This is a genomic window from Nocardia sp. CDC160, assembly GCF_035818795.1.
Lineage (GTDB): Bacteria > Actinomycetota > Actinomycetes > Mycobacteriales > Mycobacteriaceae > Nocardia.
Map to the genome: position 1 here is coordinate 565,804 of NZ_JAYKYT010000005.1, position 13,207 is coordinate 579,010.

The 13,207-nt window shown below is 68.6% G+C and carries 12 protein-coding genes; 9 read left to right on the forward strand and 3 right to left on the reverse strand.

Translation table 11 applies throughout. The features are described 5' to 3' along the window. Nucleotide 1 precedes the first annotated feature (1 nt). Nucleotides 2-1,183 carry a hypothetical protein gene (locus VMT40_RS30400; protein WP_326362498.1) on the forward strand — a complete coding sequence of 394 codons (1,182 nt, stop codon included), beginning with the start codon at nucleotides 2-4 and terminating at the stop codon, nucleotides 1,181-1,183. Here VMT40_RS30400 and VMT40_RS39435 read toward each other — a convergent pair. Then, nucleotides 1,152-1,730: a hypothetical protein gene (locus VMT40_RS39435; protein ID WP_442790077.1), complete on the reverse strand. Its 579-nt coding sequence runs from the start codon at nucleotides 1,728-1,730 to the stop codon at nucleotides 1,152-1,154. The two genes, VMT40_RS30400 and VMT40_RS39435, sit on opposite strands and share 32 nt — an antisense overlap. Between VMT40_RS39435 and VMT40_RS30405 the strand changes: the two genes are divergently transcribed. The 8 genes from VMT40_RS30405 (at nucleotide 1,693) to VMT40_RS30440 (ending at nucleotide 10,782) form a co-directional block, all read left to right on the forward strand. Then, nucleotides 1,693-3,879, forward strand: a complete 2,187-nt coding sequence (locus VMT40_RS30405; RefSeq protein WP_442790078.1) for a tetratricopeptide repeat protein — start codon at nucleotides 1,693-1,695, stop codon at nucleotides 3,877-3,879. The genes VMT40_RS39435 and VMT40_RS30405 overlap by 38 nt on opposite strands. Continuing rightward, a complete protein-coding gene (locus tag VMT40_RS30410; RefSeq protein ID WP_326362499.1) occupies nucleotides 3,876-5,003 on the forward strand; it encodes a protein phosphatase 2C domain-containing protein in 1,128 nt (375 codons plus the stop codon). Before VMT40_RS30405 ends, VMT40_RS30410 begins: the two co-directional genes overlap by 4 nt. Then, complete coding sequence (locus tag VMT40_RS30415; protein ID WP_326362501.1) at nucleotides 5,000-6,289, forward strand: vWA domain-containing protein; 1,290 nt, start codon at nucleotides 5,000-5,002, stop codon at nucleotides 6,287-6,289. Before VMT40_RS30410 ends, VMT40_RS30415 begins: the two co-directional genes overlap by 4 nt. Then, entirely contained in the window at nucleotides 6,289-6,990 is a 702-nt protein-coding gene (locus VMT40_RS30420; RefSeq protein ID WP_326362503.1) for an FHA domain-containing protein, read from the forward strand. The genes VMT40_RS30415 and VMT40_RS30420 overlap by 1 nt, the downstream gene beginning before the upstream one ends. A 59-nt stretch (nucleotides 6,991-7,049) precedes the next feature. After that, the gene (locus VMT40_RS30425) at nucleotides 7,050-8,039 is read left to right on the forward strand and encodes a phosphatidylinositol-specific phospholipase C (protein ID WP_326362505.1); all 990 of its coding nucleotides are present in this window, start codon (nucleotides 7,050-7,052) and stop codon (nucleotides 8,037-8,039) included. A 26-nt stretch (nucleotides 8,040-8,065) separates the two neighbouring features. After that, complete coding sequence (locus tag VMT40_RS30430) at nucleotides 8,066-8,545, forward strand: GNAT family N-acetyltransferase (RefSeq protein WP_326362506.1); 480 nt, start codon at nucleotides 8,066-8,068, stop codon at nucleotides 8,543-8,545. Between the two features lie 76 nt (nucleotides 8,546-8,621). Continuing rightward, complete coding sequence (locus tag VMT40_RS30435; RefSeq protein WP_326362507.1) at nucleotides 8,622-9,368, forward strand: SDR family NAD(P)-dependent oxidoreductase; 747 nt, start codon at nucleotides 8,622-8,624, stop codon at nucleotides 9,366-9,368. A gap of 34 nt (nucleotides 9,369-9,402) precedes the next feature. Next, on the forward strand, nucleotides 9,403-10,782 hold the full coding sequence (locus VMT40_RS30440; RefSeq protein ID WP_326362509.1) for an acyl-CoA dehydrogenase family protein: 1,380 nt from the start codon (nucleotides 9,403-9,405) through the stop codon (nucleotides 10,780-10,782). Between the two features lie 6 nt (nucleotides 10,783-10,788). Here the strand turns inward: VMT40_RS30440 and VMT40_RS30445 are convergent, their stop codons facing one another. Then, a complete protein-coding gene (locus VMT40_RS30445) occupies nucleotides 10,789-11,655 on the reverse strand; it encodes a MinD/ParA family ATP-binding protein (protein WP_326362511.1) in 867 nt (288 codons plus the stop codon). Nucleotides 11,656-11,924: 269 nt separating this feature from the next. Then, entirely contained in the window at nucleotides 11,925-13,163 is a 1,239-nt protein-coding gene (locus VMT40_RS30450; protein ID WP_326362513.1) for an MFS transporter, read from the reverse strand. Between the last annotated feature and the right edge of the window lie 44 nt (nucleotides 13,164-13,207).

Here is a 13,207-nt window from a genome sequence, read left to right on the forward strand (position 1 = left end):
CATGCACGGGAATCCTGGGCACATTCTCACCGTCGCCGAAATAGATCGCGAAATCGCCGACCGGGCACGCGAAATCGAGACCATTGCCGCGACCTTGGTCGAATTGGACAAGCATCCCGGGCTGGTGCTGTTGCGCCGGTTCCCGCCGACCGGGGTCACCGAAAAGCGGTGGGCCCCGGCGCGGGCGGCGTTGGAATTGATGTGGGAGGACTTCGGTCGGTTGGGGACCGTCTTGGATCGCGCCAAGGCGGCGCGGGCGCGGCGACGGCTGGACGCGCTGGATCGGGAAGAGATCACGCGCCTGCTGCGCGGGCAGCCGGTCGAGGTGGCGCGGCATACGATTCCCATGTCGCAGCGCTCGCTGAGCGGGCCGCGCGAACAGGTGGAGTTGATCGGCATTGTCGAGATGCTGGATCGGATGCGCGCCGCGTTCCCGACGGTGGTGCAGGTGCTCGACGCGGTCGAGGCGGTCAATCACCGGGTGATGTCGGATATCGCGCCGCTGCAGGCGGAATTGGACCGGCTCGGCACCTCGATTCCGGAATTGCGGGCGCTCGCCGAGGATATGGACACCCTCGCCGTGCAGGTCGCCACCGATCCGCTCGCGCTCGGGCCGGATGCGCTGGACCATCGGCTCGGTGAGCTGGCGCGGCGCATGCGTGAGGCGGCCACCGTGCTCACCGAATTGCGGGCCATGTCGACGGACTGGGACGGCGCGGTCGATCGGGTGCGCTCGCGGGTGGAGGCGCTGCACAAGACCTACGAGCGGGCCGACCACGCCCGCGTCGAGGTCGAGCGCACGATTCTGGCCGCGCCGCTGCCCCGGCATCCGGACGACAGTGCCGTCTACGGCGCGGAATTGACCGCCCTGGAAGCCAATTCGCCCGAGCCCGCCGCCCTCTGGGAGCTGCGGCAACGCCTCGCCCGCGCCCTCGACACCGCGACCCACCACGAGCGCCTCGCCCAGGGCCTGCTCGACCGCCGCCTCGAGCTCGAGGGCCGCTTCAACGGCTACCGCGCCAAGGCCGCCCGCCTCGGCGTCAGCGAGGACCACGATGTCTTGGCCGCCAGCCGCATTGCCGCGGGTCTGCTGTCCCGCCGCCCCTGCGACCTCGCCGCGGTCACCCGCGCCATCACGGACTACCGCCAGCTCATCGCGCAGAAATCGGGGAGGCGATCATGAACTGCACCGAACCCGGCTGCACCGGGACCATCGAGGACGGGTACTGCACGGTCTGCGGAACCGCGCCCGGCTCGAATACCGCGACCGCCTCCGGCAGCGACGCGACCCCGAGCGGCGCTGGCGGCACCGCGCTGGGTGGTGGCGCGACCTCGAGACCCGGTGGCAGCGCCACGCTGAGTCGCGGTGGCAGCGTCACCGGGCGTTCAGCGGCTGGCGGACCTGCCGCATCGGTGGCGGATCCGGGCAAGTGCGCCGAACCTGGCTGTACCGGAACGATTGTCGACGGGTACTGCGATGTGTGCGGCAGTGCGCCCGCGCCGGTGTCGGCGATGGCCACGACCGCGCGGGATACCGGGCGGTCGAGCGCAAGTACGGGGTCGACCATGAGTGCAGGGTCGACAACTCGGAGTGGGGCGTCGCGCAGTGGGCGGTCGGTGCGCACCGGGCGGTCGGGGTCCACCGGAGGTAGCCGCGGACGGCTGGGCGCGGGGATGGTGAAGGTGCCGTCCGTGCCGCGCAAGGATCCCAGCGAGGCCGTACTGGCCACCGCGGAAGTGCCGGAGAATCACCGGGATTGCGGAAAGTGCGGGCGGCCGGTGGGGCGCAGCCGCAATGGGCAGCCCGGGCGCACGGAGGGGTTCTGCCCGCACTGCGGCACGCATTTCTCCTTTACTCCCAAGCTGTCTCGCGGCGATATCGTCGGCGGACAGTACGAGGTGCTGGGCCCGCTCGCGCACGGCGGGCTGGGATGGATCTATCTGGCCGTCGACCACAAGGTCGACGACCGACCCGTGGTGCTCAAGGGCCTGCTCAATACCGGTGACGCCGACGCCATGCGGGCGGCGGTGGCGGAGAAGCGCTTCCTGGCCCAGGTCGATCACCCGAATATCGTGCGGATCTACAACTTCGCCGAGGACACCGGGCCGGACGGCAAGCCCGTCGGGTACATCGTCATGGAGTACGTCGGCGGCAAATCGCTGAAACAGCTGCTGCGCGAACAGCGCACGGCCGATCAGCAGTACCTGCCGCCCGCGCGCGCCATCGCCTACATCCTGGAGATGCTGCCCGCGCTGGAGTACCTGCACGAACGTGGGCTCGCCTACTGCGATTTCAAGCCCGACAATGTCATGCAGACCGAGGAGCAGCTCAAGCTCATCGACCTGGGCGCGGTCATCGGCCTGCACGATCAGACCGAAACCATCTACGGCACACCGGGTTATCAGGCCAAGGAGATCGCCGACACCGGCCCGACCGTCGCCTCGGAGGTCTACACCGTCGGCCGCACCCTGGCCGCGCTCATCATGCGCATCCCGCCACTCAACGGCGAACTCGGCCCGCTGCCCGGCCCCGACACCGAGCCGCTCATGGCCCGCTACGAGTCGCTGTACCGATTCCTGGTGCGCGCCACCGATATCGATCCCGACGCCCGCTTCACCTCCATGACGGAGATGAGCGACCAGCTCACCGGCATTCTGCGTGAGATCCTGGCCATCGACGACGGTCGGCCCCGGCCGGGCCTGTCCACCCGATTCGGCCCGCCCCGTGCGGTTTTCGGCGTCGGCGACCGGGTTCCCGAGGATCCGCGCGCGATCATCACCGCGCTCCCGGTCCCCCTGGTCGATCCCGCCGACAGCGGCGCGGCGCTGCTCGCCTCCACCAGCGCGGTCACCCCCGAGGATTTGGAGCGCGAGATCACCGCGGGTCTGGCCTCGGTGGTCACCGGCCGCGAGGAATCGGTGGAGATCCCGCTCCGATTGATCCGCGCCGCACTGGAATTCGGCGATGCCGAGGAGGCCCTGCGCCGCCTCGACGAGGTCACCGACGCCCTCTCCGGCGACTGGCGACTGACCTGGTTCGCGGGCCAGGCCCGCCTCCTGCAACGCGACTATCCCGCCGCCGCAGCCGAATTCGACGCCCTCTACAGCGCCCTCCCCGGCGAGGCGGCCCCCAAACTCGCGCTGGCCGTCACCGCCGAACTCATGGCCGCCGTCGCGGCCGGTGCCCTGGCTCCCGACGGAACCCCGATGTCACCCACCGGCATCGGCTCGGTGCCCGTGCTGAGCGGCAGCGCCACGGGCCAGCCCGGTGGAACGTCCACCGCTAGTCGGTCGGAACCGGTGACCGCCAATGGGAATGGCGCGGTGTCCGGAGCGGCCCGGGGGACGAGCGCCGATCCCGCTCCCGCACGCGAACGCGCCGCCCGGTTCTACGACATGGTGTGGCGTACCGACCGCACCTTCACCAGCGCGGCCTTCGGGGCGGCGCGGGTGCGGCGGGCGGTCGACGATCGGGCCGGGGCGGTCGAGGTGCTCGATCAGGTGGACGCCGCGTCGGCGGTGCACACCGAGGCCGGGGTGACCGCCGTGGAAACCCTGCTGGCCGTGGAGGATCCGGCTCAGCTCACCGAACAATTGGTTCGCGATGCGGGCAAGCGCATCGATAACCTCACGGTGGACTCGAAACGCCGTGCCGCCCGGGCACGGATGGGGGTCCTGGACGCGGCGCTGCGCTGGCTGCGCCTGGGCAGGGTGCCCGCCGACCACTCCCCGCTGCTGGGGGTGTCGCTCGATCAACAAGGGGTACGCACCGGTTTGGAACGCTGTTATCGCGACCTGGCGCACGAGACCGACGACATGTGGGAGCGCATCGCCCTGGTGGAGCAGGCCAATGCCGTGCGCCCGAGGACGGTGCTGTGACCACGCCTAACCAGGGCCGACAAATACGCTGCCCGAGCTGCGGCACCTTCGCCGCCGACACCGACCGCTTCTGCGAGGCCTGCGGCCGCAAGCTCGGCGTGCGGCTGATCGCCCTGCCGCCCAAGGAATTCCGGCCCGGCAACGGGTCCACGGTTCCGGTCGCCGAGGCCGCCCGCAATGCCCGGCTGGACCCGATCACGGGCACCACCGCCACCTTCGAAACCAGCCCCGCGCCGGACTGCACCGGCTGCGGCGCCAGCGAATTCGACCCCGACGGCTACTGCAGCAGCTGCGGTGAGCTCGGGCCGGAGCGCGATCGCTTCGAGGCCGATCTGGGCCCGGTGTGCGTGATCACCGATCGCGGACTACTGCACGCCCGCAATGAGGATTCCGTCGCCGCGGCGGTCGTCGAGGGCGGGAATCCGGAGCGTCCGGCCGCGGCCGTGATCGCGGTGTGCGATGGCGTGTCCACCTCCGAGGACCCGCAGGCCGCCTCGGGCGCGGCGGTGCGGGCGGGGCTGGACGCCTGCCTGTCCGCCTTGTCGGAGGACCGGTCGGCCGAGGACTGCGTCATGGCCGGATTGAACGCCGCGGCGGCCGCGGTCAAGGCCGTCGGCTCGCCGGACGGCAAATCCCCGTCCTGCACCTATGTCTCGGCCATCGTGCAATTCGACGGCGCGGGCGGCGCGCAGGTCACCGTCGCGAATGTCGGTGACAGCCGGGCCTATTGGCTGCGCGACGGCGACACCTCCCAGCGCCTGACGGTCGACGACTCGCTGGCCCAGGCCATGGTCGACAACGGCCTGCTGGACGCGGAAACCGCCATGGACGGCCCGCACGCCCACGTGCTGACCCGCTGGCTGGGCGCGGACAGCGAACACCAGTGGTCGCCCAGCTGTGTGCGCAGCCTGCACACCACCGAGCCCGGCGTGCTGCTGCTGTGCAGCGACGGGCTGTGGAACTACCTCCCCGAGGCGGCGGCCCTGTCCCGCTTCACCGGCAGCCTGCCCGCCCTCCCGGCGGCGCGCGCCCTGGTGGAGCACGCCCTGGGGGCGGGCGGGAAGGACAACATCACCGTCGCCCTCGTACCCGTACCGTCCCGAACATCAGGAGACACACCGTGACTTCCGCTGAGCACCAAGGCCTTTCGGTCGCCGTCGATCAGAACGAATACCTCGCCGAGGGGGCGCGCACGGTCGACGCCATCGTCACCGTGGAGGCCACCGATGAACTGGTGGTGGCCGCGCCGCCGCAGGACCGGGTGGAAATTCTCATTATCGACACCTCCGGGTCGATGGGGAGTGCCGACAAGTTCGGGGGTGCGCGGCGGGCCACCCTCGCGGCCCTGGATGTGATGCCCGACGGGACGCGGTTCGCCATCGTGGAGGGCACCGACAAGGCGCAGGTGGTGTATCCGCGGCTGGGCGCCTCGGCCGTGGCGAGCCGGACCGAGCGCGCGAATGCCCGTCGTGCACTGGACAAGTTGTCGCCGCACGGCGGCACCGCCATCGGCACCTGGCTGGGGCTGTCGCGGCTGATCGCACAGCAGCATCCGGGGGCGATGGTGCACGCCATTCTGCTCACCGACGGCAAGAACGAGCACGAGACGCCGGAACGGCTCGCCGAGGAGATCCGGCTGTCCAAGGGCATTTTCACCTGTGACTGCCGGGGCGTCGGGGCGGACTGGGAGCCGAACGAGTTGCGCGCCATCGCCTCCGCGCTGCACGGCACCGTCGATATCGTGAAAACCCCCGACCTGCTGGCCCAGGACTTCGCGGCCATGATGGAAACCTCCCTGGCGAAGGCGATTCCGGAACTCACCCTGCGGATGTGGACGCCGGTGGGTGCGAAGATCGTGTTCGTCAAGCAGGTCGCGCCGTTCATCGAGGATCTGACCGCGCGGCGCACCGAGGTGAACCCGCAGGTCGGTGAATATCCCTTGGGCGCCTGGGGTGCCGAGGATCGCGACTACCACGTGCAGCTGGAATTGGAGCCCGCCGCACCGGACCGGGAGAAGCTGGCGGCCCGGGTGAGCGTGCTCGCCGACGGGGAGATTCTCGGGCAGGGCCTCGTCAAGGCCACCTGGACCACCGACACCGACAAGTCGGCGCGCATCAGTCGCCGCGTCGCCCACTACACCGGGCAGGCCGAACTGGCCCAGACCGTCCAAGAGGGCCTGACCGCCCGCAAACAGGGCGACTTCGCCACGGCCACGGCCAAATTGCAGCGCGCCTACCACCTCGCCACCGAATCCGGCAATGAGAACACCGCCAAACTCCTACGCAGCGTCGTCGACGTGGTCGACGAGCGCACCGGCACGATCCGCCTGCGCAACAAGGTCGACCCCGTCGACGAGATGGCCCTCGACGTGCGGTCCACCAAGACCGCGCGGGTCCGCAAGGAGCCGTAATGGCGTACTGCACCGAGGGCCACGAATCCACCTCCACGGACTACTGCGACATCTGCGGCGCACCGGTCAACGGCCAATCCCCCACCGCCACCCCACTACCCACCCTGTGCCCCAACTGCGGCACCCCATCGGAAGGCCGCTTCTGCGAAAACTGCGGCCACGACTCCGCCCTCCCCACCCCACCCGAACCGAACCACTCCGAGCACAACCGACCGCCGGACGTGACAGAGATCAACCTGCCCAGCGGAGCTGATGGCGCGGGTGGTCCAGGCGGGGCGGGTGGGTCAGGTGCGGGGGTTTGGGTCGCGACCATTTCGGCGGATCCGGCGCACTATGCGCGGATGCGGGCGCAGAAGGGGCCGGATTTGGAGCGGGTGGATTTTCCGGACTATTACCCGGATCGGCGAATTGCGTTGGTGGGGCCCAATGTTTTGATCGGGAAGCGGAGTGTGTCGCAGGGGGTGCATCCGGATATCGATCTGTCGGTGGCGCCCGCGGATATCGCGGTGTCGCGGTCGCACGCCATCCTGCATCTGGATGCCGGGGGGGTGACCGTCACGGACCTGGGTTCGACCAATGGCACCTGCCTCAATGACAGCCCGGAGCCGATCGCGCCCAAGACGCCGGTGCGGCTGCGGCCCGGCGATCGGATTCATGTGGGCGGGTGGACCACGATCACGGTGACCATCGAATCCGAGTGATCGGCTATTCGGGCGAATCGGCGATCTTGGTCTCTCGTCCAGGTTAGGCTCCCCGCTCTATGAGCTTGTCCCGGAGAGACTTCGCCCGCACCACCCTGGCCGCCGCCGCGGCCACCGCCCTGACCGGCGTGACGGCCCAGGCCGTTCCGCACGCGCGGACCGTCGCCGCGCCGCCCCAGGCCTGGATGTCGGCGCTGCCCGACGCCACCTCGCTGCTGCGCATGACCATCCCCGGGACCCACGACTCCTGCTGCACCGATCCGGCCAATGGCACCGAGTGGGCGCACACCCAGAACTGGTCGCTGCCCGATCAATTCGCGCACGGCATCCGATTTCTGGATATCCGCTGCAATGGCCTGCAGGATCACACCGCGGATTCGTTCGGCATCTACCACAGCGGGTTCTATCAGGGCATCACCTTCGACGCCGTGCTCGACCAGTGCCGAATCTTCCTGTCCCACAACCCCGCCGAGGTGCTCATCATGCGGGTCAAGATGGAGGACGGCACCAATAACGACGTGGGCGCGAATTTCGAGCGAATCTTCAACGGGTACCTCGACACCAAGGGATACCGGTCTCTGTTCTGGATGGAGAATCGCATCCCCGCGCTCGGCGAGGTGCGCGGCCGCGTGATCCTCATCGCCCAATTCGCCAACTCCCTGGGCTGTCTGCAATGGCCGAGCGGCGACAATGGCGTCTTCACCAATGATCATTTCTATCTCCAGGACCGCTACAAGGATCACGGCCTGGCCGGACTCGATTCCGGCTCCTCGAATTTCGGCTCCTCGGGCGGCGACAAGTTCGGCTACGTCAAGGACTGCTTCGACAAGGCCGCCGCCGATCCGGCGAATACCTTGCAATACATCAACTTCACCAGCTTCGCCGACAGCGCCTGGCCCAAGGACAACGCGGGCGCGATCATGCCCAAGGTCGAGTCCTATCTCACCGCGCATCGCGGGCAGGCGAATCACTACGGCATCGTCCCCATGGACTTTCCGGATCAATATCCGAACGTGTTGAGCCTGCTGCTCGAAAAGAACGGCGGCTGAGCCGCGTCGGGTGTCACGATGCGGGGATGCGACCTGTCATTCGGGAATTCGAGAAATCCGATCTGGATGCCGTTGTAGCGCTGTCGCTTCGGGCGTGGGCACCGGTGTTCGCCTCGCTGGAGAACGTACTGGGCGAATCCGGCGTCTTCTCGCTCCTGCACGCCGACTGGCGCGCGGATCAGGAGCGAGCCGTGCGCGCGACCTGCCAGACCGAGGGGATGCGGGTGTGGGTGGCCGAGATCGACTCGGCCGTCGCGGGATTCGTCGCGGCGCGCCTGCATCCCGGGCTCGGCGAGGTCTACATGATCGCGGTCGACCCCGATCAGCAACGCCGCGGCCTCGGCGGCGCGTTGACCGAGGCGGCGATCGAGTGGTTCGAAGATGAGGAGGTGCCGGTGGCCATGGTCGAGACGGGTGGCGATCCGGGTCATGCCCCGGCCCGAAGAACCTATGAGCGTGCCGGTTTCACCCAGTTGCCCGTCGCCCGCTATTTCAAGAAGCTCTGAACCCATCCGGCCAAACTGAAACCCGTTCTAATTGTGGGCGGTATTGTGGCCACCCACAGATCGATGGGAGTCGGAGATGGCTGGCAGCGGGCGGTTCGAGGGCAAGGTCGCGGTGGTGACCGGCGCGTCCTCAGGTCTGGGGCAGGCGGTGGCGCGGTCGCTGAGCGCGGGCGGGGCCCGGGTTTTCGGGGTGGGCCGGGACAAGGAGCGGCTCGCCGCGGCGCTCGCCGGCACCGACAATGCCTGGCTGGCGGTCGATCTCACCGATCCCGCCGCCTGCGCCGAGGTGGTGGCGACCTGCGTCGAGCGCTTCGGCGGACTCGACATCCTGGTCAATGCCGCGGGCGCGCATACGATGCAGCACACCGCCAGGGTCACCGACGCCGACTGGCAGCACGATCTGGCCGTCAATCTCAGCGCGCCCTTCTTTCTGTCTCGGGCCGCCCTCCCCCACCTCCTCGATCGCCGCGGAGCCATCGTGAACGTCTCGTCCATCGCGGGTGTCGAGGGCCAGGCCTACTCGGCCGCCTACTGCGCCGCCAAGCACGGTCTCATTGGCTTGACCCGAGCCATGGCCCTCGAATTCGACAGCACCGGAATCCGTATCAATGCCGTCTGCCCGGGCGGCATGACCACCCCGATGGTCCAGAACTTCACCTTCCCCGAGGACCCCGACTACTCGCTCATCATGAAGATCGCGGCCGCCCGCGGGCTCATGGATCCGGCCCAGGTCGCCAATGTCATCACCTTCCTCTGCTCGGAGGAGGCCGCCGCCGTGCACGGCGCGATCTACACCGTCGACAACGGCAAGATGTCGCTCTAGGTGTCGATCGGCTCCGGGCGGGTATCGGAAAGTCGTGACCTTCGACTTGACGCCCACGGCGGCGCAGCACGACCTGGTCGAGCGGGTGCACGAATTCGCGCAAGACCGCATCCGGCCCGTCGCCGCGCAGTACGACCGGACCCAGGAGTTTCCGTGGCCGGTGCTGGAGGAGGCCGCCGAGCGCGGCTTCTACAGTCCGCTGTTCTATCGCGATCTCATCGGTGATCGGACCGGGTTGTCGCTGCCGATGTTTCTCGAGGAGATGTTCTGGGGCTGCGCGGGAATCGGATTGGCGATCGTCATGCCCGCCTTGGCGCTCTCGGCGATCGGGCAGGCCGCGACTCCCGAGCAGATGTTGCAGTGGGCGCCCGAATGTTTCGGCACGCCCGGTGATTTGAAGCTCGCGGCGCTCGCCATTTCCGAACCCGAGGGCGGCAGCGATGTGCGGAATCTGCGCACCCGCGCGATTCGCGATGGCGGGGATTGGATCATCGACGGTCACAAGATGTGGATCGGCAATGGCGGCATCGCGAATGTGCATGTGGTGAACGCGGTGGTGGACGAGGAGCTCGGGCACCGGGGCCAGGCGCTGTTCACCGTTCCCGGTGGAACGCCGGGCCTGGAGATGGTGCGCAAGCTGGACAAACTCGGCTGCCGGGCCTCGCACACCGCCGAGCTGAAGTTCGATCGGGTGCGCGTGCCGGGCGATCATCTGCTCGGCGGTACCGACAAGCTCGAGCACGACCTGGCCGAGGCGCACGCGCGGGCCCGCGGCGATGGCCGCGCCGCGTCGGCCACGCTCGGCACCTTCGAGCAGACCCGCCCGTTCGTCGCCGCGCAGGCGCTCGGAATCGCCAGGGCCGCACTGGAATACATGACCGACTACGCCACCCGCCGGGAAGCCTTCGGTGCGCCGATCATCGACCACCAGGGCATCGCGTTCCCTCTCGCCGATCTCGCCACCCGCCTCGACGCCGCGCGCCTGCTGACCTGGCGCGCCTCCTGGATGGCCGCCAATGGCGTGCGCCTCGAGCGCGGTGAGGGCTCCATGGCGAAGCTGGCCGCCAGCGAGGTCGCGGTGCAGGCCACCGAACGCGCCATCCAAACCCTGGGCGGCTGGGGCTACCTCACCGACCATCCGGTCGAGAAGTGGTATCGAGACGCCAAGCTGTACACCATCTTCGAGGGCACCAGCGAAATCCAGCGCATGGTCATCGCGGGCGCGCTCGGCGCGGCCACCACCAAACCACCCCTGCACGTCGAACTCACCCCCTCCGGCGGCCCCCTGAACCGAATGTTCGGCCGCGGCACTCCGGTCCGCACCCGCGCCGCCGCCACCGCCCTCGCGATGAAGGACCGCGTCCCCGCCCCGGTCAAGAACGCCGCGATGAAACTCCTGCGCCCACCTCGCTGAGGAGAGTCAGCGCATGAGGTTGACCAGTTGGCGGTAGGCGGATCGGGTGGGTGGGGCGAGGCGACGCCAGCTGATCGGGCCGCCCGCGCCGAGATGGGCGTCGTAGGGGATCTCGGCTACCGCGCGGACCACATCGCCGAGGTATTTGCGGACGTGGTCGGTGACGAGGGGGCCGTCCTTCGGGTGCTGGCGGGTGACGACGATGACCGCTTCCGCCAGGTGGTACTGGCTGTAGTTGTCGTCGAGCCAGATCAGGGCGGGCTTGAGACGATTGACCGCGTCGGGGCGGGCGGCGAGGGTGATGACCAGCGAGATGCGGGAGTCGCACAGCAGCGGGGCGACCATGCGGTTGGTGACCGGCGCGCCGCCGTCGTAGACGGGTAGGCACCCGGCTTCGACCAGGTCTCGATGGACGGAGGAGTAGGTTTCTCGGCGGGGTAGGGCCTCGGGCCCACGCGGGAGAACGCCCACGCCGGAACTGTTTTCGCCGCAGCTGTCGATGACGCTGGACGGCAGGCTGCGGTGGGTCATATTCAGCCACGATTGCACCGTGCCCGCGGCATCGATGGTGTCGCAGCCGCGGGCGGCGAGGTCACCGCCGGTGGTGGTGGCGTCCACGACGATCGGTGAATGTTCGCCGTAGTCGTAGGCGGCCGCACCGGCGATGCCGAGGGCGGTGGTGGTCGCACCCGAGCCGCCGGAGCTGCCGAGCACCAGCACCGGCGGCAGGTCGGCCCACAGCAGGAACCCATTGCGCGGATGCATGCGCACCATATCGGTGGGCGCGCCGGGCGGAGACGGACGCAAGAGCAGGGAAAGGTCCGTGGGCGTGGAGGAAAGAGCGGCGGGATGATCCGGGAAATTTTCGGACACTCTAGATTCCTTTTGTGCGAACGGCAGCCGAGGCTGCGGAATCCTGTGGTCACCACGTCGCGGAGGACGGCAACGGCGGCGTCATCCATCGCGTGCACGATCGGTGAAGTCCTCGAGCAAAGCCCCCCGAATACCCCCTACCGCCGAACCGTCGATCAAGAGTGCAAAAAGGTTGCTGGCCAGCCCCTTTCAGTGCCGCCAGATATTACATGATCTTGGCATGCGTGTACCGATATCCCCAGCCGGAGAACAAACTGCGGCACTGAATGTCAGCGGACGGCGCGAATCGGCAGCACCGCGGCCGCGCCCAAGACGGAAAGCAGTCCGCCCACCAGGAAAAGCGGCGGATACCCACCGAGGCTCACCACCGCCGACGCCACGAACGGCCCGATGATTTGTGGACCCGCATTGGCGATATTGAGGACACCCATATCCCGGGCCGCGTCTTCGGCCTTGGGCAGCACCATGGTGACCAACGCGGTGTCCACGGCCATGAAACAGCCGAAGGCCAGGCCGCTCACGGCGGCGAAAGCCAGCATGCCGGGCCAGGTCGGGGAAAGCAGCGGAATCAGCTGCGCGACGGCGGCGAGCGCGGCGGACAGGCCGACGAACAGTTTGCGGCGATCGAGACGATCGGAAAGCACACCGCCGACGACCGTCGAAACCGTCATGGCCACAGCCGAAATGGGTGTCAGGATCGCCACCGCTTTCGACGGCTCCAACCCGGACGGCAGGCCGATGTGATCCTGCAGGATATACAGCTGATAGCTCGTGACGGCGAAGTAGCCGAGAACCAGGAGCGCGCGGCCGATGAACGCCCAGCGGAAGTCGTGCTCGCGCAGCACATTCAGGAATGTCGCGAGCTGGGCGCGCAAGGGCATCGGCTGTTTCGGGGGCATGCGCTGTTCGCGGGCCGCCGAGGTGAAAAGGACGGCCGCGGCGGCGACCAAGAGTCCGAGTGCCAGATAGCCGAGCTGGTAATGATGTGAGAACGCCGAGGCGAGCAATACCCCGATGGTCGAGCCCACGGGCAGCCCGAGACCCACCGCGGCCGAGGCGACGCCGCGCTGCCGCAGTGGAATCCGGTCGGGCACAACGGAGGTCAGCGCCGCCTGATAGATGTTCATGACGGCCTGCCCCACGCACCACCCGATGGCCACCAGCAGCACGGTGCGCACACCGCCGAGCAAGGCCATGGCGGCGACCGCGGCCAGTCCGCCGCCGAGAATCCATGGATTGCGCCGCCCCGACCGGTCGGACAGCGCACCGGCCACCGGATTGAACACGGTCGCGAAGAGGGCGGCGACACCGCCCACCACACCGAGATTGGCGACTTTGGACGCCGCGTCGATGTGCTCGATCTGCAGGGGCAGCAGGACGCTGCCGACACCGACGTACAGCGCGTACATGGCGGCGTTCCCGGCGAACAGCAGCGGCAGCAGACGGCGGGAGGAGGGTGCGACGGGCGAGGACAGCTGGCCGACGGCGTCGGCTTCGAAATGAGCCACGGGAATCCAGAGCGTGTGGATAGCAACGGATTCCGGCCGTGGTC

Coding starts and splice junctions, on each gene's coding strand:
- VMT40_RS30400 (WP_326362498.1), top strand. CDS start 2: ATGCACGGGAATCCTGGGCACATTCTCACCGTCGCCGAAATAGATCGC.
- VMT40_RS30420 (WP_326362503.1), top strand. CDS start 6,289: ATGGCGTACTGCACCGAGGGCCACGAATCCACCTCCACGGACTACTGC.
- VMT40_RS30425 (WP_326362505.1), top strand. CDS start 7,050: ATGAGCTTGTCCCGGAGAGACTTCGCCCGCACCACCCTGGCCGCCGCC.
- VMT40_RS30430 (WP_326362506.1), top strand. CDS start 8,066: ATGCGACCTGTCATTCGGGAATTCGAGAAATCCGATCTGGATGCCGTT.
- VMT40_RS30435 (WP_326362507.1), top strand. CDS start 8,622: ATGGCTGGCAGCGGGCGGTTCGAGGGCAAGGTCGCGGTGGTGACCGGC.